This window comes from Vogesella indigofera (assembly GCF_028548395.1).
GTDB classification, from domain to species: Bacteria; Pseudomonadota; Gammaproteobacteria; order Burkholderiales; family Chromobacteriaceae; genus Vogesella; species Vogesella indigofera_A.
The window spans coordinates 47,375-70,918 of sequence record NZ_JAQQLA010000011.1 but is presented as its reverse complement, the minus strand read 5'-3'; the positions used below and the strand labels follow the sequence as shown (position 1 = coordinate 70,918).

General features: G+C 65.5%; 25 protein-coding genes, 3 tRNA genes and 1 riboswitch. Of the genes, 8 read left to right on the top strand and 20 right to left on the bottom strand.

What is annotated here, in order from left to right; translation table 11 throughout:
- The 6 genes from PQU89_RS15695 to rsmD form a co-directional block, all read right to left on the bottom strand.
- A partial coding sequence (locus PQU89_RS15695; protein ID WP_272766628.1) for a GTP-binding protein occupies nt 1-188 on the bottom strand: 188 nt, incomplete at its 3' end.
- Between the two features lie 31 nt (nt 189-219).
- A tRNA-Thr gene (locus tag PQU89_RS15690) sits at nt 220-294 on the bottom strand.
- A gap of 25 nt (nt 295-319) precedes the next feature.
- A tRNA-Gly gene (locus PQU89_RS15685) sits at nt 320-393 on the bottom strand.
- 53 nt (nt 394-446) lie between these two features.
- Nucleotides 447-531: transfer RNA gene (locus PQU89_RS15680), tRNA-Tyr, on the bottom strand.
- A 139-nt stretch (nt 532-670) separates the two neighbouring features.
- Nucleotides 671-922, bottom strand: a complete 252-nt coding sequence (locus tag PQU89_RS15675) for a YfhL family 4Fe-4S dicluster ferredoxin (RefSeq protein ID WP_047968017.1) — start codon at nt 920-922, stop codon at nt 671-673.
- A gap of 76 nt (nt 923-998) precedes the next feature.
- Nucleotides 999-1,550 carry a 16S rRNA (guanine(966)-N(2))-methyltransferase RsmD gene (rsmD, locus tag PQU89_RS15670; protein ID WP_272766627.1) on the bottom strand — a complete coding sequence of 184 codons (552 nt, stop codon included), beginning with the start codon at nt 1,548-1,550 and terminating at the stop codon, nt 999-1,001.
- A gap of 174 nt (nt 1,551-1,724) precedes the next feature.
- On the opposite strand from rsmD, the gene ftsY reads away from it, so the two are divergent.
- The 4 genes from ftsY to rpoH all read left to right on the top strand — a co-directional run bounded on the left by ftsY (nt 1,725) and on the right by rpoH (nt 5,426).
- Nucleotides 1,725-2,825, top strand: coding sequence for a signal recognition particle-docking protein FtsY (ftsY, locus tag PQU89_RS15665; protein WP_272766626.1), 1,101 nt, complete (start codon nt 1,725-1,727; stop codon nt 2,823-2,825).
- Nucleotides 2,826-2,887: 62 nt separating this feature from the next.
- The gene (gene ftsE / locus PQU89_RS15660; protein ID WP_272758453.1) at nt 2,888-3,541 is read left to right on the top strand and encodes a cell division ATP-binding protein FtsE; all 654 of its coding nucleotides are present in this window, start codon (nt 2,888-2,890) and stop codon (nt 3,539-3,541) included.
- Nucleotides 3,538-4,446: a permease-like cell division protein FtsX gene (gene ftsX, locus PQU89_RS15655; protein WP_272766625.1), complete on the top strand. Its 909-nt coding sequence runs from the start codon at nt 3,538-3,540 to the stop codon at nt 4,444-4,446. The genes ftsE and ftsX overlap by 4 nt, the downstream gene beginning before the upstream one ends.
- 119 nt (nt 4,447-4,565) lie before the next feature.
- Nucleotides 4,566-5,426: an RNA polymerase sigma factor RpoH gene (gene rpoH / locus PQU89_RS15650; RefSeq protein ID WP_272758455.1), complete on the top strand. Its 861-nt coding sequence runs from the start codon at nt 4,566-4,568 to the stop codon at nt 5,424-5,426.
- A 75-nt stretch (nt 5,427-5,501) separates the two neighbouring features.
- Here rpoH and PQU89_RS15645 read toward each other — a convergent pair whose 3' ends face one another.
- The 3 genes from PQU89_RS15645 to PQU89_RS15635 form a co-directional block, all read right to left on the bottom strand.
- Nucleotides 5,502-7,235, bottom strand: a complete 1,734-nt coding sequence (locus tag PQU89_RS15645) for a PglL family O-oligosaccharyltransferase (RefSeq protein WP_272766624.1) — start codon at nt 7,233-7,235, stop codon at nt 5,502-5,504.
- A 74-nt stretch (nt 7,236-7,309) separates the two neighbouring features.
- Nucleotides 7,310-9,082 (bottom strand): PglL family O-oligosaccharyltransferase, encoded by a 1,773-nt coding sequence (locus PQU89_RS15640; RefSeq protein WP_272766623.1) that lies wholly within the window; start codon nt 9,080-9,082, stop codon nt 7,310-7,312.
- 97 nt (nt 9,083-9,179) lie between these two features.
- A complete protein-coding gene (locus PQU89_RS15635; protein WP_272766622.1) occupies nt 9,180-9,593 on the bottom strand; it encodes a pilin in 414 nt (137 codons plus the stop codon).
- 443 nt (nt 9,594-10,036) lie between these two features.
- Here PQU89_RS15635 and PQU89_RS15630 point away from each other — a divergent pair, with 443 nt between their 5' ends.
- Together PQU89_RS15630 and proB are read left to right on the top strand one after the other, a co-directional pair.
- Nucleotides 10,037-11,395 (top strand): adenosylmethionine--8-amino-7-oxononanoate transaminase, encoded by a 1,359-nt coding sequence (locus tag PQU89_RS15630; protein ID WP_272766621.1) that lies wholly within the window; start codon nt 10,037-10,039, stop codon nt 11,393-11,395.
- 72 nt (nt 11,396-11,467) lie between these two features.
- Nucleotides 11,468-12,586: a glutamate 5-kinase gene (gene proB, locus PQU89_RS15625; RefSeq protein ID WP_272758460.1), complete on the top strand. Its 1,119-nt coding sequence runs from the start codon at nt 11,468-11,470 to the stop codon at nt 12,584-12,586.
- Nucleotides 12,587-12,662: 76 nt separating this feature from the next.
- On the opposite strand, the gene PQU89_RS15620 is transcribed toward proB, so the two are convergent.
- From PQU89_RS15620 to ruvB, 3 genes are all read right to left on the bottom strand, one after another.
- On the bottom strand, nt 12,663-13,067 hold the full coding sequence (locus tag PQU89_RS15620; RefSeq protein ID WP_272758461.1) for a hypothetical protein: 405 nt from the start codon (nt 13,065-13,067) through the stop codon (nt 12,663-12,665).
- 65 nt (nt 13,068-13,132) lie between these two features.
- Nucleotides 13,133-13,855 carry a glutamine amidotransferase gene (locus tag PQU89_RS15615; RefSeq protein ID WP_272766620.1) on the bottom strand — a complete coding sequence of 241 codons (723 nt, stop codon included), beginning with the start codon at nt 13,853-13,855 and terminating at the stop codon, nt 13,133-13,135.
- A gap of 32 nt (nt 13,856-13,887) precedes the next feature.
- Nucleotides 13,888-14,922 (bottom strand): Holliday junction branch migration DNA helicase RuvB, encoded by a 1,035-nt coding sequence (gene ruvB, locus PQU89_RS15610; RefSeq protein ID WP_047968029.1) that lies wholly within the window; start codon nt 14,920-14,922, stop codon nt 13,888-13,890.
- A 79-nt stretch (nt 14,923-15,001) separates the two neighbouring features.
- A riboswitch (FMN riboswitch) is annotated at nt 15,002-15,152 on the top strand.
- Between the two features lie 131 nt (nt 15,153-15,283).
- On the opposite strand from ruvB, the gene ribB reads away from it, so the two are divergent.
- Nucleotides 15,284-15,916 carry a 3,4-dihydroxy-2-butanone-4-phosphate synthase gene (ribB, locus tag PQU89_RS15605; protein WP_272766619.1) on the top strand — a complete coding sequence of 211 codons (633 nt, stop codon included), beginning with the start codon at nt 15,284-15,286 and terminating at the stop codon, nt 15,914-15,916.
- Between the two features lie 95 nt (nt 15,917-16,011).
- Here the strand turns inward: ribB and PQU89_RS15600 are convergent, their stop codons facing one another.
- From PQU89_RS15600 to PQU89_RS15580, 5 genes are all read right to left on the bottom strand, one after another.
- On the bottom strand, nt 16,012-16,794 hold the full coding sequence (locus PQU89_RS15600; protein WP_272766618.1) for an NYN domain-containing protein: 783 nt from the start codon (nt 16,792-16,794) through the stop codon (nt 16,012-16,014).
- Nucleotides 16,795-16,827: 33 nt separating this feature from the next.
- On the bottom strand, nt 16,828-17,574 hold the full coding sequence (locus tag PQU89_RS15595) for an SDR family oxidoreductase (RefSeq protein WP_272766617.1): 747 nt from the start codon (nt 17,572-17,574) through the stop codon (nt 16,828-16,830).
- A 3-nt stretch (nt 17,575-17,577) separates the two neighbouring features.
- Complete coding sequence (gene ruvA / locus PQU89_RS15590; RefSeq protein ID WP_272758467.1) at nt 17,578-18,171, bottom strand: Holliday junction branch migration protein RuvA; 594 nt, start codon at nt 18,169-18,171, stop codon at nt 17,578-17,580.
- Nucleotides 18,172-18,207: 36 nt separating this feature from the next.
- A complete protein-coding gene (locus tag PQU89_RS15585; RefSeq protein WP_272766616.1) occupies nt 18,208-19,152 on the bottom strand; it encodes a prenyltransferase in 945 nt (314 codons plus the stop codon).
- Nucleotides 19,153-19,230: 78 nt separating this feature from the next.
- Nucleotides 19,231-19,704, bottom strand: coding sequence for a hypothetical protein (locus tag PQU89_RS15580; RefSeq protein ID WP_272766615.1), 474 nt, complete (start codon nt 19,702-19,704; stop codon nt 19,231-19,233).
- Between the two features lie 268 nt (nt 19,705-19,972).
- Here PQU89_RS15580 and PQU89_RS15575 point away from each other — a divergent pair, with 268 nt between their 5' ends.
- Nucleotides 19,973-21,016: a sensor domain-containing diguanylate cyclase gene (locus PQU89_RS15575; RefSeq protein WP_272766614.1), complete on the top strand. Its 1,044-nt coding sequence runs from the start codon at nt 19,973-19,975 to the stop codon at nt 21,014-21,016.
- A gap of 142 nt (nt 21,017-21,158) precedes the next feature.
- Here the strand turns inward: PQU89_RS15575 and ruvC are convergent, their stop codons facing one another.
- The 3 genes from ruvC to amgK form a co-directional block, all read right to left on the bottom strand.
- Nucleotides 21,159-21,689: a crossover junction endodeoxyribonuclease RuvC gene (gene ruvC, locus PQU89_RS15570; RefSeq protein ID WP_272758471.1), complete on the bottom strand. Its 531-nt coding sequence runs from the start codon at nt 21,687-21,689 to the stop codon at nt 21,159-21,161.
- Nucleotides 21,686-22,387 (bottom strand): N-acetylmuramate alpha-1-phosphate uridylyltransferase MurU, encoded by a 702-nt coding sequence (gene murU, locus PQU89_RS15565; RefSeq protein ID WP_272766613.1) that lies wholly within the window; start codon nt 22,385-22,387, stop codon nt 21,686-21,688. The genes ruvC and murU overlap by 4 nt, the downstream gene beginning before the upstream one ends.
- Nucleotides 22,388-22,453: 66 nt before the next feature.
- On the bottom strand, nt 22,454-23,500 hold the full coding sequence (gene amgK / locus PQU89_RS15560; protein ID WP_272758473.1) for an N-acetylmuramate/N-acetylglucosamine kinase AmgK: 1,047 nt from the start codon (nt 23,498-23,500) through the stop codon (nt 22,454-22,456).
- Between the last annotated feature and the right edge of the window lie 44 nt (nt 23,501-23,544).

The following is a 23,544-nucleotide window of genomic DNA, read 5'->3' as shown; positions in this document are numbered from 1 at the left end:
ATGGTGATACCACGTGCTTTTTCTTCTGGCGCGCTGTCGATCTGCGAGTAATCTTTCGCTTCGCCACCGAATTTCTTCGACAGAATAGTGGTGATCGCTGCAGTCAGAGTGGTTTTACCATGGTCCACGTGACCGATGGTACCAACGTTTACGTGCGGCTTGGTCCGCGCAAACTTTTCCTTAGCCATGGCAAATTCCCTGAATACAATAAAATGAGTTTGGTGCCCATGGGCAGAATTGAACTGCCGACCTCTCCCTTACCAAGGGAGTGCTCTACCCCTGAGCTACATGGGCCAAAAAACTTTACAACTATCGCACTTGGAGCGGGTGAAGGGAATCGAACCCTCGTCGTAAGCTTGGAAGGCTTCTGCTCTACCATTGAGCTACACCCGCCTTACGATCCCGGCCAACTCTAACTGCTTTCGCCGCCAAGATGCTGGTAACTTTGGTGGGGGGAGAAGGATTCGAACCTTCGAAGGCTGAGCCGTCAGATTTACAGTCTGATCCCTTTGACCGCTCGGGAATCCCCCCGTGAAGAAGCCCGAATATTATAGACAGCTCCGGCGATCGTCAACAGCTTTTCCGTGATTTTTCGGATTTTTTGCAGCCAAAATGCAAACAGCCGCCACACTCGGTGACGGCTGCTTCACAAATCAACGGCTTAGCGCAATCAGGCCTTGGCGGTGATTACCAGGTATTTCTGGTACAGCTGGTCATGCGTCTCCGGATTGGAGGCATCCAGCGGAATGCAGTCCACCGGACAGACTTGCTGACACTGCGGCTCGTCATAGTGACCGACACACTGGGTACACAGGTTAGGATCGATTTCGTAGATCTCTTCACCTTGCGAAATGGCGTTGTTCGGGCACTCCGGCTCACAGACATCGCAATTGATGCATTCGTCAGTAATGATCAAAGACATAGTAATTTCCTCAGGTATTTCACTAGTGAATTCTGGCACCGCCGGCACACCATCGCAAGCCCATGCCGTTATATGTTTATTCGCTCGACTCAGCGACCAGCAACGCAAAGCGCACCGCCCCCGCCTTGCCCTCTTTCAGTACCCGCCAGCCGGCAAACTGCTCCGGCCGATCCGATTCTATATATATGCATCCGCCCGCCTTCAACATGCGGCCAACCTTGGGCAGCAATACCGGCAACAGGGTCAGCGCATACGGCGGGTCGAGGAAGATCAGGTCGAAGCGCTCCGCGCTGCGCGCCAGGTAGTCTTCCGCAGCACCGGAATGCAGTTGCACCTCGGTCGCCGCCAGCAAGGTCTTGCTGTCGCGCAGACACTGCAGCGCCGTGCGGCTTTTCTCGACCAGCACCACCTTGCGCGCACCGCGCGACGCAGCCTCGAAGCCCATCGCCCCGCTACCGGCGAACAGATCGAGACAATCGGCGTTTTCGACGCGGTCGGCCAACCAGTTGAACACCGTTTCCCGCACCCGGTCCGGGGTTGGCCGCAAGCCGTCAACATCCGGGAAAGGGAGCAGGCGCCGGCGATATTTGCCGGCAATGATCCGCACCCTGTTGCGTTGCTGCGCCATGCCATGCCCTGCCTTGAAAGAAGGGCGAGATTTTACTCCATTTACCGCCGCAGAACTTCTGTCGTGAATCAATCTGTTAACGCCATGTCGCGCTTTATACTCAGGTTTGACCCCGTCCCGGCTTTTGCCGGTACAATCCAGCGCTAATCACTTACTTCGACTCAGCCATTTCGCATGTTCAGCTTTTTCAAGAAAAAACCCGTTCCCGACACCACCCCGACCCCGCCGGCAGCCCCTGTTGCGCCCGTAGCGGACACCGTCATCGCTCCCGCCCCAAGCGTTGAGCCGGTACCTGCCGCAGCAGAAACGGTACCGTCAGTTGTCGCGGCGCCGGCCCCTACTCCGGCCAGCAGCGTGACGCAGGCGAAACCGAGCTGGACCGAACGGCTGAAATCCGGCCTCGCCAAGACCCGCGACAAGCTGGGCAAACAGCTGGCCGGCCTGTTCGGTGGCGGCAAGATCGACGACGAGCTGTACGAAGAGCTGGAAGCGGTGCTGCTGACGTCGGACATGGGCATGGATGCCACCAGCCACCTGCTGCGCGACGTGCGCGAGCGGGTGTCGCTGAAGGGACTCAAGGACGCCAGCGAGCTGAAAGGCGCGCTGAAGGAGGCGCTGGTCGAGCTGATCCAGCCGCTGGAACAGCCACTGCAGACGCACGGCAAGAAGCCTTACGTGATCATGCTCGCTGGCGTCAACGGTGCCGGCAAGACTACCTCGATCGGCAAGCTGGCCAAGTATTTCCAGAGCCAGGGCAAGTCGGTACTGCTCGCCGCCGGTGACACCTTCCGTGCCGCCGCCCGCGAACAGCTGATCGCCTGGGGCGAACGCAACAACGTCACCGTGATCGCACAGCAAAGTGGCGACGCTGCCGCCGTCTGCTACGACGCGATGCAGGCCGCCATGGCCCGCGGCATCGACATCGTCATTGCCGACACCGCCGGCCGCCTGCCGACGCAATTACACCTGATGGAAGAAATCAAGAAGGTGAAGCGCGTGATCCAGAAGGCGATTCCGGACGCCCCGCACGAAGTGGTACTGGTGCTGGACGCCAATATCGGCCAGAACGCGATCAACCAGGTGGTGGCCTTCGATGAGGCACTGGGTCTCACCGGCCTGATCCTCACCAAGCTGGACGGCACCGCCAAGGGTGGCGTCATCGCCGGCATCGCCAAGCAGCACCCGGTGCCGCTGCGCTTCATCGGCGTCGGCGAAGGCATCGACGACCTGCGTCCGTTCTCGACCCGCGACTTTGTCGACGCGCTGTTCGACTGAGCGGCCTGATCCACTTGCGGTCACAGTACTTGCGGCCAACCTTTAGTGCGGAATGATTGCCGATGATCCGATTTGACCAAGTCACCAAGCGCTACCCCGGCGGACACGAGGCGCTGCGCAACCTGTCCTTCACCGTGGAAAGCGGCGAGATGGTATTCCTCGCCGGTCACTCCGGCGCAGGCAAAAGCACGCTGCTGAAGCTGGTTTCCGGAATCGAGCGCGCCACCAGCGGCAATGTGCTGGTCAACAACCAGAATCTGAGCAAGCTGCGCGCTAGCCAGTTGCCGTATGTCCGCCAGCACATCGGCGTGGTGTTCCAGGATCACAAGATCCTGTTCGACCGCCCGGTATTCGACAACGTGATGCTGCCGCTGGACATCATCGGTTTCGACCGCCGCGATGCGCAGCGCCGTGTACGTGCGGCGCTGGACAAGGTCGGCCTCGCTGGCAAGGAAAAGGTGATGCCGATCCGCCTATCCGGCGGCGAACAGCAGCGGCTGTGCATTGCCCGCGCCGTGGTGCACCGCCCCAGCATCCTGCTGGCCGATGAGCCGTCGGCCAACCTCGACCGCGCCTACGCGCTGGACATCATGGAGCTGTTCAAGTCCTTCCACCAGGTCGGCGTCACGGTGCTGATCTCGGCCCACGACGAAACACTGATGGAAGACTACGGCCGCCGCATCATCCGGCTTCGTGAAGGACAATTCGCCGCATGAAACACTACCTGTACCTGCACGCGCAGAGCGCCCGCAGCGCACTGCTGAAGATCCTGCGCCAGCCGTTCGGCAACCTGCTCAACCTGCTGATGCTGGCCATCGCGCTGGCACTGCCGGTGTCGCTGTATCTCGGCGTCAGCAGCCTGCAGCAGTGGACCGCCAAGCTGAACACCACGCCGCAGATCACGCTGTTCATGGAACTATCCAGCGAACAGGCCGACCTGGCCGCGGTGGAGAGCAGCCTGAAGCACCATCCGCGGGTCGCCTCCTTCCGCTTCGTGCACAAGGATGCCGCACTGAAAGAACTGGAACAGCGCAGCGGCCTGAACGCGATCAGCGACGGCCTCGGCAGCAATCCGCTGCCGCACGCCTTCATCGTCACCCCGCAGCCGCTGGAGCCGGAGATGCTCGACCTGCTGCAGAAGGAGCTGTCCGGCCTGCCGATGGTGGAGTTGGCGCAGTTCGATGCCGCCTGGGCGCGCAAGCTGCACGCGATGATTACCCTCGCCGGCCAGCTCGCCTGGCTGCTGGCGGTGGTGTTTGCGCTGGCGATGGTGCTGATCAACCACAACACCATCCGCATGCAGATCCTGGCACGACAGGAAGAAATCGCGGTCTCGAAACTGATCGGCGCCACCGACAGTTTCATTCGCCGCCCCTTCCTCTACCACGCGGCGTGGCAGGGCGGGCTGTCGGCGCTGTTGTGCTGGGGCCTGAGCAGCTGGCTGGCCTACCAGGCCAATCCGGCGCTGGCCGAGTTCGCCAGCCTGTACGGCATCGATGCCCAGTTGCGCAGCCTGCAACCGCTGGAGGTGCTGGGCGTGCTGCTGGGCGCCATGCTGCTGAGCATGCTCGGCGCCAGGTTGGCCGCAGACCATCATCTGCGCAAAAACCAGCCGGCGTGACGCCAGAGCAAGACAATCGGTCTGATTGAAATTTGCCATTGGCAGGAACTCCCCGCGTCTGGCACTCTCATAATCCGAGTGCTAAGATAAGTCGGTCCATTTAGGAGGATTGCGAATACATGTCCACTTTTGCCCTGCCCGTACTTTCTTCCAACGGCAGCCTGGAACAATACATCCAGACCGTTAACAGCATCCCGATGCTGACCCAGGAAGAGGAGATCGAGCTTGCCACGCGTCATCAGCAACACGAAGACCTGGAAGCGGCAAAACGCCTGGTGATGTCTCACCTGCGCGTGGTGGTATCCATTGCCCGCGGCTACGCCGGTTACGGCCTGCCACAGGCCGACCTGATCCAGGAAGGCAACATCGGCCTGATGAAGGCGGTCAAGCGCTTCGAGCCGAATCGCGGCGTGCGCCTGTTCTCGTTCGCGGTGCACTGGATCAAGGCCGAGATGCATGAATTCATCCTGCGCAACTGGCGGCTGGTGCGTATTGCCACCACCAAGCCACAGCGCAAGCTGTTCTTCAACCTGCGCAGCATGAAGAAGGGCTTTGCCGCGCTCAGCGACAGCGAAGCACGCGCCATTGCCGAAGACCTCGGCGTCAAGCCTGAAGAAGTGCGCGAAATGGAAACGCGCATGAGCGGCCAGGACGTGTCGCTGCTGGCCGATGACAACGACGATGACGCCTACGCCCCGATCGACTGGCTGGCCGATGCCCACAACGAGCCGACCGTGACACTGGAGCGCCGCGCGGTGGATCGCCTGCAGAGCGAAGGCCTGCTGGAAGCGTTGTCGACACTGGACCCGCGCAGCCGCCGCATCATCGAGGCGCGCTGGCTGGCCGACGACAGCGGTGCCACGCTGCATGATCTTGCCGCCGAATTCGGCGTGTCCGCCGAGCGCATCCGCCAGATCGAGGCCAAGGCATTGGGCAAGATGAAGACGGCGCTGCACAGCGGTGTGGTCATCGACGCTTGAGCCACCCGCCCCTGTCGGACACAAAAAATCCCTGCCATGTGCAGGGATTTTTCATTGCTGCCCAGCCGCCTCCGTTCACGGCTTAGACATCGCCGCCTCCACCTGTTGCCGTAGCGGCTGCCACGCCACCTCTTCCGGCGACAGCGCGCGCAGGAAAAACGGCGCGTAGGTCGGGAACGAGGCCAGCGCCAGCCGCATGGTGTAGGCCGCCTCCTGCGTGCGCCCTTCCAGCGCCAGGAATTGTGCCTCCTTGCGCAGCACATCCGGATACGGCCGCATCTGCGCCAGCAGCGCGATCCACTGCCGCTGCGCTGGCGGACTGTCGCGTCCCGGCTTCACCACATCGTCCAGCAACCCCAGCGCGTGGAAGGCGAACAGCGGCTCGTTGCGCATGATCTGCTGCAATCGCTGCTGTTGCTGCGCGCTGCGCGGGTTGTACAGGCCCTGCATCTCGACGTAACGGTAGCTACCATACCCGGCCAGCAGCAACATCAGCAGCGCACCGTACTGTACCGGCCGGAACGGGCGGCGTTTGCCCCCCTCCGCCACCGGCGCCAGCGCCAGCAGCATCACCAGCACCGCCGGGAAATACAGGTACCACAGCGGGTACTCCAGCATGCTGTGCAATAGCGAGATGGCCAGCATGGCCAGCGGTAGCAGATGCACCGCCCGCGCCTGCCGGCCGCACCACGGCAGCAACACCCAGCCCAGACCCAGCAACACCGCCAGGGTGCCAATCAGGCCGACCTCGGCCAGCAGCTGGAACACTAGATTGTGGGCACTGCTGAACAGGCCACTGTTGACGCCGCTATCGACAAACTGCGGCAGCAGCTGTAGCCGCACGCTGTGGGACGCGTACTGCGACCAGCCGGCACCGAACCACGGCGCTTCGCGGAACACCAGCCACGCCTTGCCCCACTCCGCCAGCCGGCGCGCCCCCATACCGTCAGAGTTGGCCGCCAGCCGCTCGACCCCGCTGGCCACCAGCTCGCCATGCAATAGCGGCCGCAACAGCCACTCACCCAGCGGCAACGCGAACTGCATCAGCAGGAGCAGGCCGGCCGCCAGCAGCAGCCACTGCATCAGGCGTTTGCTGGCCTCGTCGCGCACGTGCCAATACCAGGCCGGCGCCAGCAACAGCAAGGCGGCGGCGTACAACAGCACGGTGCGGGAGCCGGCAAAGGCGATCGACAGCGCCAGCCACAGCAGCACCGCGATGGCCACGCCACGCGACAGCACCCGCGCCACCGCCAGCCAGCTGACCGCCACCAGCCCCCAGCTCAGGTAGTGCGCATACTGGTTGCGCTGCCCGATGTGGCCGAAAATATTGGAGGTCGGATGCGCGCCATCGTAGAACAGCACGCCACCCAGTAGCGGCGCCAGCCCGGTGAGCTGCGCCAGGCCGATCAGCGACTGTAGCAGGGCACCGACCAGCAAGCCCTTGGCCAGCACCGTCATCACCGTTTCGGCATCGCTCAGCGCCTGCCAGCGGGCAACGGCCAGCGCCAGCAGTGCCAGCGCGAGAAAGGCCAGCGCCGTTGCCGCATTGAGGCCGGGAAACAGCAACTCGACAAATAATGGCTGGCTCAGCCACAACAGCGCCAGCAACGCCAGCCATGGCACCACCCGCGGCAGTGGCAGGCTGCCGTGCGGCAGGCACAGGCAGGCCAGCGCAGCGAGCACCACGGCCGAGATTTCCCCCCACCACTGCGGCAGCGGCAGGTAGTGGAACGGCGACAGGAACGGCAGCACGGCCACCGCCGCCAGCAGCAATGCGGCCAACCTTGGCCGCGCAAGAGAAGCAAACATCATCAATCCGCGTTTCGGCAAAGGCGGAAGCATACCGCACCGCCGCTTTGGCTGTCAGATCGGAAACCCAAGGTTCAGCGCCGTGACGCAGCCAGCACGCTGGATGCCGCCGACTGCGCACCGCCGTTGCGACTGGCCAGCAATGCCGCATTGGCGATCGCCTGCAGCGGCAGCAGCTCCGGATCACGGCGCGACATCAGCTCGGCGGCAAAACCCGGCGTATAGGCCGGATAGGCGGCGATGGCAAAGCGTAGCGCCTGCTCGGCAGCGGCATGATCGCCATCCAGCGCCCGCAGAATCGCGACATTGATCAGCATGCCGGCATGAGGACGATATGCCGTCAGTCGCTCGAACAGCGCGCGCTTCTCCTGCAGCTGGCGCTTGTCCACGATCAGGTAGTTGGCCAGCACCATGTCGGCCTCATAAGTCCACAGCGGATTGCGGGCAAGGTGCCAGACTTCCTCGGCGCGCATCACATTCACCTGCGCATTGGGACCCGGTATGAGCCAGCGCGCCAGCTTGCCGTAAGCCTGCAGCCCCGCCACCGACTGCCACAGCAGCAGCGCGCAAAATCCCCACGTCAGCACGCGGCGCATCGACAGGCGGATAGCCAGCGTGTAGCGGCGGGCCGGCGACAGTCCCAGCAACACGGCGAACAGGCTGAGAAAAGTCATATACCACAGCGGATACTCGACCATGCTGTGCAGCAGCAGCACCATCGCCAGCAGTACCACCAGCAGAGAGTGGACATTGGTCTGCTCCTTGCGGAAAAACGGCAGGAACGCCCAGCACAGGCCGGTCACCGCCACGGTGGTGCCAAGCAGCCCCGTTTCCGCCAGCAACTGCAGGATCAGGTTATGACTGTGCGTAAACAGCCAGCTCTCCGACCACTGCCCGGCAAAGCCCATCGCCACTTCCAGGCGCACGCTTTGCGCCGCATAGCCGCCCAGCCCGACACCGAATAGCGGATGATCCTGGAATACTTGCCACGCCTTCTGCCACTCCACCCAGCGCCGGGCGCCGAAACCACCGGCCAGCATGCGATCGACGCCAGAGCCGATATTGCCCAGCGGCAGGCCCAGCCAGGAAAGCAGCGCGACCAGCTCTTTGTTGAACAGCTGGCAGAACACCAGCCAGCACGTTGCCAGCGCCAAGGCCAAGGCTAGGCGACCCGTTTCCCCCTGCCGGCTGCTGCGCCAGTAGAAAAGCCAGGTCAGTACCATGGCGGCGCCGGCATAGCCGATCGCCAGCCGCGAGGCGGACCAGCTGATAAGCAAGCCGAAAACCAGCACCAGCGGCAGCAACAACCAGCCGCGCAGCTTGCCGACGGCAAACAGGTAGCAGCCGGCGAACAGCGATAGGGTCAGGTAATTGGCGTAATGGTTGCGCTGCGCCAGCTGGCCAATCAGATTGGCCGGATTGCCCTTGTCGTAGAACACCCACGGCCACTGCAATACCAGCACCCACTGTGTTACCTGCAACAAGCCGACCAGTGCTTGCACCAGCCCACCCAGCAACAGGCCCCAGGCCATCGTTGTCAGCACCAGCTGCGGCGGATGACGGGATACGGCATGGGCCAGCGCCAGACATAACAGCACACCCACGCTGGCCGCCAGCCCTTGGCCGGGATAGGGTGAAGCTAGGGCGGTGACAATGGTCAACAATGGCAATAGCGCCAATAACAGCAAGGCGCCGCCAGACTCTGCAGCACGATTTCTTGCCGGCGACAGCAGCAGCACTGCCACCGCCAGCAACACCGCGCAAACACTGCTGACGTAATCACCCGTCGGCTGAAAGCGTACCCAGTTGAGAAACGGGATGGTCACCAGCAAAAACAAGGCGGCCATTGCCAAGCGTTCCAATGTGATGATCCGGCGCATTTGCTTCCCGAAACTAAAAAGCCCTTGCTGGGCAAGGGCTGGGTGGGATATCAAAAAATTCTGCTTACTGGCAGGATTTCGGCAGGTATTCCGCAGCAACAGCGTCAGCACCCGATGCTTCACATGACCACGTTGTGGAGTTAGAGGCAAATGTTGGGATCAGTTTTACTGTCTTGGTATCCAAATCAACATGGGCACCCGGAGTATGGAAGGTTGCCTCGATCTCGCATGCGGTACCAGATGCCACTTCAATATCAGCATAAAGCCCCGATGCGGCCATGTCTGGGCAAGAGCCTGTCTCACCCTGCGACTCCGCCACCTTCACCTTCATGCCATCCGCCAGCGAGAACGCTTCCGAAACCTGCGCACGCTTGGTGTAGTTGGAGTACGCCGGGATCGCGATCGCGGCCAGAATACCGATGATCGCAACCACGATCATCAGTTCGATCAGGGTAAAACCTTGTTGTGCACGTTTCATGCGTAGTGCTCCTGTTTGAAAATGAAAAACGGCAAACTACCAGCGAAAAAACAAATCCTGTTCCCGCAAGCCGGCCTTGCAGTTGCCAATCGGCACACAAGCCGCCCCGGTCAATCGCAGAGCCGAGGCAAGCTGATTACTACGTCACTTGGAACTGCAACCCCACGGCTAGCTGCCTTAATAAAGACCGTCGCGGCGAGGATACGCGGCGATGAGCCAGTGCAGCTTGATTCCTGACAAAGCAGAGCAAGATCGGCGCCAGCCCGTGCCTGCTCGACCCCAGCAGCCGGAAAATGGCGCGCTGGCAGGCTTTCCGGCCTCATCACCGCCAGGACAGTCGCCGCCGGGGGGCGCAAAATCGGCAAGCGACTGACAATTTTCGTCACTCTTGCGCGGCGTGGCGCCATGTTACGATGCCCGCCTTGTCTTACGGAGCACTCGCCATGCATGACTCGCAAGCACAACACTGGCTGACGCGCAGCCGCGCCGCGGTGTGGCACCCCTGCACCCAGATGAAGCGCCACGAAACCCTGCCCATTATTCCGATTGCCCGCGCCGACGGCATCTGGCTAGAGGATTTCGACGGCAAGCGCTACATCGACGGCGTCAGCTCGTGGTGGGTCAACCTGTTCGGCCACAACCAGCCGCGTATCAAGCAGGCGCTGAAGGAACAGCTCGACACCCTAGAGCACGTGATCCTCGCCGGCTTCACCCACCAGCCGGTGGTGGAGCTGTCGGAAAGGTTGGCTGCACTCACCGGCCTCGGCCACGCCTTCTATGGCTCCGATGGCGCCAGCGCCACCGAGATCGCGCTGAAGATGAGCTTCCACTACTGGCGCAATCACGGCCAGACGCAGAAACGACGCTTCCTCAGCCTAGAACACAGCTACCACGGCGAAACCGTCGGCGCGCTGGCGGTAACCGACGTGCCGCTGTTCTCCGATACCTACGCGCCACTGCTGCAGCACAACCTGCGCGCGCCCAGCCCTGACGCCCGCCTCGCCGCGCCGGGAGAGACGGCCGCCGATGTCGCGCGCCGCGCCGCTAGCGCGCTGGAGAGCCTGCTGCAACAGCACGGCCACGAGCTGGCCGCCTTCATCATCGAGCCGCTGGTACAGGGCGCCGCCGGCATGGTGATGTACGACCCGCTGTACCTCGCCGAGGCGCGCCGGCTGTGCGACCAGTACCAGGTGCACCTGATCGCCGACGAAATCGCGGTCGGCTTCGGCCGCACCGGCACGCTGTTCGCCTGCGAACAAGCGGCGATCCGCGCCGACTTCCTGTGCCTGTCGAAGGGCATCACCGGCGGCTACCTGCCGCTGTCCTGCGTGTTGACCACCGACGACATCTACGCCGCGTTCTACGACGACGACGTCAGCCGCGGCTTTTTGCACTCGCACAGCTACACCGGCAACGCGCTGGCCTGCCGCGCGGCGCTGACCGTGCTCGACATCTTCGAGGACGAACAGGTGATTGCGGCCAACCTTGCCACCGCCGCGCTGTTCAGCCACCACCTGGCGGAGATCGCCGCCCATCCGGCGGTGCGCCACTTCCGCCAGCGCGGCATGATCTGGGCGTTCGACGTCGACTGCCAGCGCGCCGACTTCGGCCCCGCCTTCTTCCGCCTGATGCTGCAGCAGGGCTGCCTGGTGCGCCCGATCGGCAAGACGGTGTACTTCATGCCGCCTTACATCATCGAGGAGAGCCACATGCGGCAACTGGTCAACGCCACACTGTCGGCGCTGACGCAACTGCTGGCCGGCGACCGACCGTCGGCGCAGCAGGAAACCGCGCTGCCGTAGACCGTGACGCACTGCGGCATGGCGGCGGAATCGGGTAAACTGACGGCTTTGCTTCTGACGGGGTTCGGCGACATGCAATCGGTGATTCACAGCGCCACGCGCATCGTGGTGAAAGTAGGCTCCAGCCTGGTGACCAATGACGGCAAGGGTCTGGACATGAGCGCGCTGGCGCGCTGGGCCGCCGAAATCGCCGACCTGAAACGCCGCGGCAAGGAAGTGGTGCTGGTCTCCAGCGGCGCCATCGCCGAAGGCTGCCAGCGCCTGGGCTGGGCCAAGCGGCCGAAGGCGGTGCACGAGCTGCAGGCCGCCGCCGCCGTCGGCCAGATGGGGCTGTGCCAGGCCTACGAGAGTGCCTTTCGCGAGCACGGCCTGAAAACCGCGCAGGTGCTGCTCACCCACGAAGACCTGTCCGACCGCCTGCGCTACCTCAACGCCCGCACCACGCTGTCGACGCTGCTGGCGCTGAACGTGGTGCCGATCATCAACGAGAACGACACCGTGGTCACCGACGAGATCCGCTTCGGCGACAACGACACCCTCGGCGCACTGGTCACCAACCTGATTGAGGCCGACAGTCTGGTGATCCTCACCGACCAGCAGGGCCTGTACACCGCCGACCCGCGCAAGCACCCTGACGCCGCCTTCGTACACGAGGCCGAGGCCGGCGACAGCAAGCTGGAAGAGATGGCCGGCGGCGCCGGCTCCAGCGTCGGCACCGGCGGCATGTACACCAAGATCATCGCCGCCAAGCGCGCCGCGCGTAGCGGCGCCGCCACCGTGATCGCCTGCGGCCGCGAGGCCAACGTGCTGTCGCGGCTGGCCGATGGCGAGGCGATCGGCACCCAGCTCAACGCACCGACCACCCGGTTGGCCGCACGCAAGCAGTGGCTGGCCGATCACCTGCAGCTGTCCGGCAAGGTGGTGCTCGACGCCGGCGCCGCGCTGGCGGTACGCGCCAAAGGCACCAGCCTGCTGCCGATCGGCGTCATCGCGGTGGAAGGTAGCTTCCTGCGCGGCGACGCGGTGGTCTGCGTCGACGAACAGGGCGCCGAGGTGGCGCGCGGGCTGGTCAACTACAGCTCGGAAGAGGCGCGACTGATCATGCGCAAGGCCACCCGCGACATCGAGGGCGTGCTCGGCTACCTGATCGAGCCGGAGCTGATTCACCGCGACAATATGGTCGCGCTGTAACAGCGGCGCACACAAGACAACAGGGCTGCCGCGGCAGCCCTGTTTGCTTGCTGGCCTGAGCGGCCCGGCGTAGCGCTTACTCCGGTGCCTTGCCGTTACGCTCGCTGGCGCGAGCCTCCACCGCGCGCATGATCACGTAGGCGACCATGGTGCACAGGAAGAACAGCAGCATCACCCACGCGATCTGCGACAGGGTGTCGATCACGGTGCGGTAGATCTGGATGGTCCAGCGCACGCCGTTCAGCTCCAGCGCCGATTCGCGGCCGTTGGGCACGAACTTTTCCAGATCCCAGATGCGCACGCCGCCGGAGACGCCGACCACCACGATGGCGAAGCTCATGTACTTGCGCCAGGCCTCGGCCAGATCATCGCCGACAATGCGCGACAGGATTTTCTTGACTGCCTCGTTGAAAAAACGGACCACCAGTATCGACGTCACCAAGGCGACCGCCAGTGTCACCAGCAAAATGGCGTAAAACATGCCTGCATACTCCCTGAGCAATCATGAGCGAATAAAACATCTGGCGCGCATTGTACGCCGCGTGCTCAACCTTGCGCAGCCCCGGGCAGCAAGGTGGCGAAACGCTGCAATAAAGCCGCCGCATGTGGTGTCGCTGCAACATTCTGCTGCAGCGCCGGCAGCGACAGCTGCGCCTTGTCCAGCAACGGCGCCAGTTGTGCCAGATAACGCGTCATCGCCTCGGCATTGAATTCGGGATGGAACTGCACGCCCCACGCCGAACCGTGGCGGAAGGCGTGGTGCGGCTCGAAGGTATTGTGCGCCAGGCACACCGCGCCGGGCGGTAGGCGCTGCACGCTCTGCCAGTGGATCACGTTGGCGGCAAAGCTCGCCGGCAACGCCGACAGCAAGGGGTCGCTGGCCGCCGCGGCCGTGGTGTGCACCGTCACCGTGCCGGCCTCCGGCCCCTGCGGGTGGTAGCCGACCTCACCGCCCAGCGCCGAGGCCAGCAACTGGTGCCCGAAGCAGATGCCCAGCAGCGGCACGTTGGCCGCATGCGCGCTGCGTAGCCAGCCGGCGGTGGCCTCACTCCACGGTGCGCGCTCGCTGACCATCGCCGCCGAGCCGGTAATCACCGCCCCGGCCACCTCCGTCACCGACGGCAGCGCCTCGCCGGCCTGCACGTCGACCACCTGCCAGCTGTCGCCATCGGCACCCAGCTCGCGGCGGATCCAGTCGTCAAAATCGCCCAGCTCGGCGCGCAAGCCGGCATAGACGCGGCCGGTACGGATAATCAGCTTTTTCTGCATGCTCTTCGCTCGTGAACCGGCACTGCCGCCGCTTACTCCCTGGTCGGCAGCCCGAAGTGGGTATACGCCAGCGCCGTCGCCATCCGTCCGCGCGGCGTGCGCTGCAGATAGCCCTGCTGGATCAGGAACGGTTCGATCACGTCCTCGATGGTGTCGGTCGACTCGCCGATGGCGGCGCCGACGTTGTCCAGCCCCACCGGGCCGCCACCGAACTTGTCCAGGATCGCCTGAAGCAATTTGCGGTCCATCACGTCCAGCCCGGCCGGATCGACGTCCAGCATCGCCAGCGCCGCGTCGGCCACCGCCGCCGTCACCGTGCCGTCGGCGCGCACCTCGGCATAGTCGCGCACCCGGCGCAGCAAGCGGTTGGCGATACGCGGCGTGCCGCGCGAGCGACGCGCGACCTCGAACGCACCGTCATCGGCCAGCGGCACGTTCAGCAGCCCGGCGGAGCGCACCACGATGCGCTGCAGCTCCTCCGGGGTGTAGAACTCCAGCCGCGCGACAATCCCGAATCTGTCTCGCAGCGGATTGGTCAGCATGCCGGCGCGGGTGGTGGCGCCGACCAGCGTGAACGGCGGCAGGTCGATCTTCACCGAGCGTGCCGCCGGCCCTTCGCCGATCATGATGTCGATCTGGTAGTCCTCCAGCGCCGGGTACAGGATCTCCTCCACCACCGGACTCAGGCGGTGGATCTCGTCGATGAACAGCACGTCGTGCGGCTCGAGGTTGGTCAAGAGCGCGGCCAGGTCACCGGCGCGCTCCAGCACCGGGCCGGAGGTCTGGCGCAGGTTGACGCCCATCTCGCGCGCGACGATGTGCGCCAGCGTGGTCTTGCCCAGGCCCGGCGGGCCGAACAGCAGCACGTGGTCGAGCGCCTCGCCGCGTTTCTTCGCCGCCTCGATGAAGATTTCCAGCTGCTCGCGCGCCTTCTTCTGGCCGACGTACTCGTCCAGCTGCTTGGGCCGCAGCGCGCGCTCCAGCGCCTCTTCCTGCTGCGACAGGCTTTGCTGGGTGACGATGCGGCGCTCCGGCGCGCCGCCTATCAGGTTGTCGGTCTGGATCATGTCGCTATCACTCGGAATCAATCGCCCGATGTTACCACTGCTATACTGTGCCCCGCTTGCGGCCAACGTTGGCCGCAAGCGACGTCTTCAGGGCGGGGTGCAATTCCCCACCGGCGGTATGGCTGCCTGCGCAGCCGAGCCCGCGAGCGCTTTTGCCGCCCGGCAAAAGGTCAGCAGATCTGGTGCGATGCCAGAGCCGACGGTTACAGTCCGGATGAAAGAAGATGACGCCATTCCCCGCACGCCAGCTGGCGGCGGGTGGTGCTGTCCGCGCACGCCGTGCGCCCCAGGTTGGCCGCAAGGCTCGCCGCTTCACGCCCCGTGACGTGTTTCTCACTAGCTGATTTGAGGACCGTTATCCATGAATGCCCACACCGATATCCTTTCCCTGCGCCTCCACGCCGCGCTGGACGCGCTGCGCGCCGGCAAGCCGGTGATCGTCGCCGACGACCACGACCGCGAAAACGAGGCCGACCTGATCCTGGCCGCCGACGCACTGACGGTGCCGGAAATGGCGCGCCTGATCCGCGATTGCAGCGGCATCGTCTGCCTGTGCCTGACACCCGAGCACGCCGCGCGGCTGCAGTTACCGCCGATGGTGGCCGACAACGGCAGCCGCTACGGCACCGCCTTCACCGTCAGCATCGAGGCCGCCGAGGGCGTGACTACCGGCGTGTCCGCCGCCGACCGCGTCACCACCATCCGCGCCGCCATCGCGCCGGATGCCCAGCCCGCCGACCTCGCCCGCCCCGGCCACGTCTACCCGCTGATCGCCCGAGCCGGCGGCGTGCGCGAACGCCGCGGCCATACCGAATCCGCCGTCGAGCTGGCGCGGCTGGCCGGTTTCAGCCCGGCCGGCGTGCTGTGCGAGCTGATGAACCCGGACGGCAGCATGATGCGCGGCGCCGAACTGGACGCCTACGCCGCGCAGCACCAGCTGCCGCAACTGACGGTGGCCGAGCTGGTGCAATGGCTGGCGCGCGAACAGCCGTAAAGGTCTGCGGCCAACGTTGGCCGCAAACAAAAACCGCAGCGTGCCTCACGCTGCGGTTTTTTCCCGGCTGGTGCCGGCATGGTGCGGCAAGCGCCTTACTTGGCCGACTTGCGCCCGCCGCCATTGCCCGGCTTGAGGCGGATCGACACCCCGCCGCGGCCGCTGCTGGCCTTGCGGACCTCGAACCAGCCCGACTTCAGCACCAGCTCGGACAGCTTGGCAAAGCCGTAGTTGCGCGGGTCGAAGTCCGGCATCCACTGGCCGAGCAGGCTGCCGACGCCGCCGAGGTCGGCCCAGCCCTCGTCGTCGTCCATGCTCTCGATGCCCTTCTGGAATTGCGCGCGCAGCTTCTTGTCCAGCGGCCGCAACACCCGCGCCGCCGGCGCCGGTTTGCCGCTACCACGCGCGCCGTCGCCCTCCTTGGCCGCGCTCTCCTCCGCCTTGGCCTCGTCGCTCAGCGCCAGCACTTCCACGTACACGAACTTGCTGCAGGCATTGACGAAGGCCGACGGCGTCTTCTCCTCGCCGAAGCCCCACACCTCCAGCCCGTCCTCGCGCAGCCGCGTCGCCAGCCGCGAAAAATCGCTGTCGCTGGAGACCAGGCAGAAGCTGTGGTAGCGGCCGGAGTGCAGCATGTCCATCGCGTCGATCACCAGCGTGATGTCGGACGCGTTCTTGCCCTTGGTGTTCGGGAACTGCTGGATCGGGTGGATGGCAAAGCGCGCGCACAGGTCGCGCCACGCCTTGTCGTGACGGCTGAAGTCGCCGTATACCCGTTTCAGCGCCAGCACGCCCAGCTTGCCGGCTTCTTCCAGCACGTCCTCGATCCAGCCCGGCGACACGTTGTCCGCGTCGATCAGTACCGCTACGTTGGCCATGGTTTTCCCCTTGTTGACGATGCCGCGGCGCGCTCAGCGGCCGCCGGCGACATCGATGAAACTGCCGGTGGTGAACGAGGCGGCGTCGGACAGCAGCCACAGGATCGCCTCCGCCACTTCCTGCGGCTGGCCGCCGCGTTGCAGCGGTACCGCGCCTTTGACGCGCTCGACGCGGCCCGGCTCGCCGCCGTCGGCGTGCATGTCGGTGTAGATGAAACCGGGGCGCACCGCGTTGACGCGGATGCCCTCGCCGGCTACTTCCTTCGCCAGCCCGATGGTCAGCGTGTCCAGCGCGCCCTTGCTGGCGGCGTAGTCCACGTATTCGCCGGCCGAGCCCAACCGCGCGGCGGCCGAGGACACGTTGACGATGGCGCCGCCCTGCCCGCCGTGACGGGTGGACAGCCGCTTTACCGCCTCGCGGCAGCACAGCAGCGGGCCGATGACGTTGGTGGTCAGGATGCGCTGCCAGCGGGCCACGCTCATTTCATCGAGCCGCATCTGCTGCTCCAGCACGCCGGCGTTGTTGACCAGCGCCGTCAGCGGCCCCAGCGCCAGCTCGGTCTCGGCGAACAGGCGCTGCACGTCGATTTCATCGGCCACGTTGGCCGCAATCGCCACCGCGCGACCGCCGCCGGCGTGAATGGCGGCCACCACCGCCTCGGCGGCCGCCTGGTTGCGGTGGTAGTTCACCGCCACCGCGTAGCCGCGCTGCGCCGCCAGCAGTGCGGTGGCGGCGCCGATGCCACGACTGGCACCGGTGACCAGCAGCACCTTGTCCATACCTTAGCCTTTCATCAGGTTTTTCAGCGCCAGCCGTACGCCGTCGCTGACGGTGACCTCCGCCGGCAAGCCCTTGGTGGCCGCGGCGGCCTCTTTTTCGTTGTAGCCCAGCGCCAGCAGCGCGTTCACGATGTCGCTCTTTTCGTCCGGCGTGGCGGCAAACGGCAGGCCGCCGGGCACGGTGAGGTTGCCGCCGGTGGCCAGCTTGCCGCGCAGCTCCAGCACCAGCCGCTCGGCGGTTTTCTTGCCGATGCCGGGCACGCTGGACAGGCGCTTGATGTCTTCGCTGGCCACCGCGATCGCCAGCTCGTCGGCGGTCATGCCGGACAGGATGGCCAGCGCGATCTTGGCGCCGACGCCGGTGATCTTGATCAGCTGGCGGAAGGTTTCGCGCTCGTCGCGGCTGCCGAAGCCGTACAGCAGGTGGGCGTCCTCGCGCACCACCAGGTGGGTGAACAGCGTGGTCTTCTGCCCCAGCGCCGGCAGCTGGTAGAAGGTGGTCATGGTCACGTCCACGTCGTAGCCGACGCCGTTCACGTCGACGGTGATTTGCGGTGGCAGTTTTTCGAGCAGGGTGCCGGTGAGTCGTCCGATCATTTCGGGGCTTTCAAAAGGTTGGCCGCAGCGCGGCGCTTAACAGGACAGGATGACGGCCAGCGCCAGCGGATACAGGTTGGCCGCGGCAATGGTCTGGATCAGGGCGGGACGCAGTCGCGCCGGTTGCGCGGCATTGTGCCACAGCGTGACGGCCGCCCGTGCCGGCAACGCCCACAGCGGCAACAGCAGCGCGGCCCGCAGCGGCAGCAGGCCGGCGGCGATCGCCGCCAGCAGGCTCAGCAAGGCCAGCGCCAGCAGCAGCGGGTAGCCGTAGCGCGCCTGCTGCGGCGCCAGCCGCACCACCCAGTGGCGTTTGCCGGCCAGTGCGTCGGCGTCGCGATCCGGGAACTGGTTGATGTACAGCAGCGCGGTGGCCAGCAGGCCGTAGGGCAAGGCCGCGGCCAGCAAGGACAGCGACGGCGCGCCGCGCAGCAGCACCTGCGCGCCCAGCGGCAGCAGGGTGAAGCACAGCAGCACGCACAGCTCGCCCAAGCCACGGCTGTTCAGCCGCAGCGGCGGCGCCGAGTAGCCCCAGCCCAGTAGCACGCCGATCACGCCGATGGCCAGCAGCCACGGCCCGCTCAGCCACACCAGCAGCAGGCCGCCGCCGATCACCAGCGCAAACAGCCCCTGCGCCAGCCGCGCCATGTCGCGGCGGCTGAGCAGCGCGTTCTGGATCACGCGGCTGCCGCCGGTAAACGGAAACTGCCGCGCCACGTTGGCCGCATCGCTGCCGTTGTCGTGGTCGGCCACATCGTTGATGACATTGACCGCGGCGTGACACAGCAAGGCCAGCAGCAGCGCCAGCGCCGCTTGCGGCCAACGTTGCCACAGTGCGTCGCCGCCACTGCCTGCGATGCCGAGCAGCACACCGCCCAGCGTCAGGGTCAGGAAGGCCGGGCGCGTGGCCAGCAGCCAGCGCGCGGCGCGGCCGTCGGGGCGGGAGTGGTCAAGTGGCGGCGGGCAAGGGACGGCAGGCATGGTGTCGGGGTCGGAAGGACGATCCTTCTAGCATAACGCAAAGCCGGCGCGCGGCCGCTGCCGGCAGGCGATAAGGCGTCAGAAGCGCCAGCCGCCATGGGCGCCGACCACGCCGGCCAGCAGTGCGCTCAGCGTCAGCGCCAGCAGCACCACGTGCAGCCGCTGCAGCAGGCGCAGGGTGCCGGCCGGGTCGCGCTGCGCGCGCCGCTTCAGCCAGCGGTGGATGAAGAACGGCTCCAGCACGAACAGCATCAGCAGGAAGGGTAGCCACGCCACCAGCATCAGCTGCAGCCAGCCGGTGTCCAGCAGCCGCGCCCAGCCATCGCTGGCGTGCAGCATCCACGCGCCGCTGGCCAGCGCCAGCAGCACCCACAGCCGCGCCTGCGCGCCGAAGCGGTGCTCGACGTCCTCGAACATCGCGTACTGCTGGTCGGGAGCGAAGCGGCGGCCGATGGCCGGAATCAGCACCGTGGTGACAAAGCCGACGCCGCCGACCCACATCACGATTGCCAGCACGTGCAACGCGCGGGCGATGGCATAGTCATTCCACATCACAAGCCCCGCTTTCTTGATGACAAAGGTTGGCCGCAGTGTGCCACACGGCGTGATGGCCGGCCTTGGGCTGGCGCAATAAAACGCGGGGCCGGCCAGTTCATTGCGGCGCCGGGGCGAGACATGACCCGACACGCTGACGCACGACGGCTGCTATGGCCGGCGTCGCGGCGGGTGCGCGGCAAAGCGTTCTTGCCTGAGCGCTATATTTCAATCGCATGTTCCGCTACAGTGCGCAGCAATCGCAACTTCGTTGAGGCTGTTCGGCATGGACCCGATCCTCTCGCAACTCTCGCTGTCCCTGAATACGGCCCGGACCATTGATCAGCTGATTCGCCCGGTGCTCGAGATGCTGGGCAGCATCACCGGCATGGAGTCCACCTACCTCACCAATATCGAGCTGGGACTAGGCCTGCAGCATGTGCGCTATGCGCGCAACAGTGGTGAGATGCAGATCCCGGAAGGGCTGAGCGTGCCGTGGGAAGACACCTTGTGCAAGCGCTCACTGGACTCCGGCACCCTGTCGACCAACCAGGTCAGTACGTTGTGGGGCGATTCCGACGCGGCGCGCCAGCTCGGCATCAAGAGTTACATCAGCGCACCGGTGCGCAGCGCTGACGGCGGGCTGCTGGGCACCTTGTGCGCCGCCAGCGTCCGCGCGGTGACGATCAGCGCCGAAACCGAAACGCTGCTGCAACTGTTTGCCAACATCGCGGCCAACTTCATCGAGCGGGAAATGCTGCTGGAAAACCTGCAGCGCGCCAACGCCCAACTGGCCAGCTATGCGCTGACCGACCCGCTGACCGCGCTGCCCAACCGCCGCGCACTGTTCGACGAACTGGAACGGCTGCTGGCGCAGGCGGTGCGCACCGGCAGCAGCATCCTGGTCGGGGTGATCGACCTTGACGGTTTCAAGCAGATCAACGACCGCCACGGCCACCAGGCCGGCGACGACTTCCTGCAGGCGATCGCGCAACGCCTGCAATCCGGCTTGCGCGCGACGGAAATGCTGGGGCGGATGGGCGGGGACGAGTTTCTGTTCATCGGCCCGGGGCCGGCATGGACGAGTGGCGGCGTGCCGGGAGCACTGATTACCACCGGCGAGCCGGCCAGCGCGGCGCGCGCGCTGCAACAGCGGCTGTCGGCTCTGACAGCCGGCGACTACCAGGTGGCCGGTCACCGCGTCGCCTACAGCGGGGCCAGTGTCGGTGTCGTGCCGCTCGCCCCGTTCGGACTGCGCAGCGCCGACGCCGTCCATCTGGCCGACAGCGAAATGTATGTGGTGAAACAGGCCAGAAAACAGCGCGCCTGAGCGCTGTACCCCTGAGCGCTGTACCATTGCGGCGTGTGACCGGGACGAACCCGCCCGGGACGAGTGGCCGCGATACGGGTGGGTAATATAGAAGTGATGCAACGACACCCCGTCGCGCCCAAGGTTGGCCGCAGGCCGCCGCTCACACCAGCCGCCCGCCCTTGACCTTGTAGCCGAGCTTGGCCAGCTGGCCGATGGCGCCGCCGCTGTGGTTGGCGTGGGTCAGCGCCACCGCCAGCGCGTCGGCGGCGTCGGCCTGCGGCGTGCCGGACAGATTCAGCATGGTCACCACCATGAACTGCACCTGCTCCTTCGGCGCCTTGCCCTGCCCCACCACCGACTGTTTCACCTGCAGCGCGGTATATTCCGCCACCGGCAGCTCCTTCATCACCAGCGCCGTCATGCAGGCGCCGCGCGCCTGGCCCAGCATCAGCGTCGCCGCCGGGTTGACGTTGACGAACACCTGTTCCAGCGCCGACTCGGTCGGCTGGTAGGTGGCGATCACGTCGTGGATGCCGTGTACCAGCACCTTGATACGCTCGGCGAGGCTGGCGCCCTGCGGAGTACGGATGGCACCGGAAGCGACGTACAGCCGCTGGTTGCCGATGATGTCGATGACGCCGAAACCGGTGATGCGGCTGCCGGGGTCGATGCCGAGGATGCGGCGTTTCACGCGGACAGCCAGCCCTGGGCGATGGCGTCGGCCTCCGCAAGCCGCTCCGGCGTGCCCACATCCAGCCACAGCCCGTCGTGGCGGGCGCCAGTCACCTGCCCGTGTGCCATGGCTTCGCGCAGCAGCGGTGCCAGCTTGGCCGGCTGGTGGGCCGGAATGGCGGCGAACAGCGCCGGGTGGTACAGGCCGATGCCGGAGAAGGTCAGGCCGATGCCGTCGGAGGCATTGCCCGCAAGCTTGCCGTCCGCCAGCAGGCCGAAATCGCCGCCCGGGTGGTGCGGCGGGTTGGCCACCAGCAGCAGGTGCGCCAGATGACGCGCGCCATCCAGTGCAGCCAGGGTTGGCCGCAAGGCGGCGAAGTCGACGTCGGTGAGCACGTCGCCATTCACCACCACGAACGGGTCATCGCCCAGCAGCGGCAGCGCGGTGGCGATGCCGCCGGCGGTTTCCAGCGCGCTCTTTTCACGCGAGTAGGCCAGGCGCACGCCGTAGCGGCTGCCGTCGCCCAGCGTGGTTTCGATCTTGTCGCCCAGCCAGGCGTGGTTGATGACGATGTCGCTAAAGCCGGCGGCGGCCAGGTGCCGGATATGCCAGGCAATCAGCGGCTGCCCGCCTACCGGCAGCAGTGGCTTGGGGGTGTGGTCGGTCAGCGGCCGCATGCGTTGGCCGCGGCCGGCGGCGAGGATCATTGCTTTCATGGGGTCGGCTTCCTGACCCCGGCTGGCGCCGGCCCCCCCGCGGGGGTGGCCGGCGCCAGGCCGGGTTTACTGGTCGGACGAGATGCGGGTATGGCTGAACACCGAGCCGATGCTGTCGTCGTTATCGTCCTCGTCGAGGCCGACCAGCTCCACCAGCAGCTGGAACAGCGGCTGCAGCTCGTGATAGCGGCGGCTGGTCTTCTTCAGGTACTTGATGAAGCGCGGGATCTCGGCGCGGTACTTGTCCTTGCCGTCGCGGTGGTAGAGACGGGCGAAGATGCCGGCCACTTTCAGGTGGCGCTGCACGCCCATCCACTCGAAATCGCGGTAGAACTCGTCGATGGTGGCCGCCACCGGCAGGCCGGCGGCGCGCGCCTTTTCCCAGTAACGGATGGCGATGTCGAGCACGAACTCCTCGTCCCAGCCGATGAAGGCGTCACGCAGCAGCGACACGATGTCGTAGCTGACCGGACCGTATACCGCGTCCTGGAAGTCGAGCACGCCCGGCTTGCCCGGGGTCAGCATCAGGTTGCGCACGATGTAGTCGCGATGCACGTAGACCTTGCCCTGCGCCTCGATGCGCGGCAGCAGCACCTGCAGCGCCGCGTCCCACAGCTGGCGCTGGGCATAGGTCAGCGGCTTGCCCAATTCCTTGGCCACGTACCACTCCGGGAACAGGTTCAGTTCGCGGCTGAGCAGCGCGTGGTCGTAGTCCGGCAGCACGCCGGGCTGGCTGATCTTCTGGATCTCGATCAGGGTATCGACCGCTTCGAGCAGCAGGTGCTTGCGCACCATTTCCCACTCATCGTGCTGCAACGCCGCCAGCAGGGTGATGGTGCCGAGGTCCTCCAGCAGCATGAAGCCCTGCTCGCGGTCGCGCAGCAGGATCGCCGGCACGTTGGCCGCCGGCGCAAACAGTTCGCGCACGCTGACGTAGGCGTCGGTGTTCATCTTTTCCGGCGGCGCGTCCATCACGATGCGGGTAGTGCCATCGGGGAAGGTGGCACGGAAGTAACGGCGGAAATCAGCATCGGCGGCGGCGAATTCCACCGTGATGGTCTGATCGGGAAACTGCGTGGCCAGCCACGCTTTCAGGGCTTCGAGTCGCTGCATAGTCGCGTATATCGGCAAATTGGGTACAATGACGCGATTGTAAC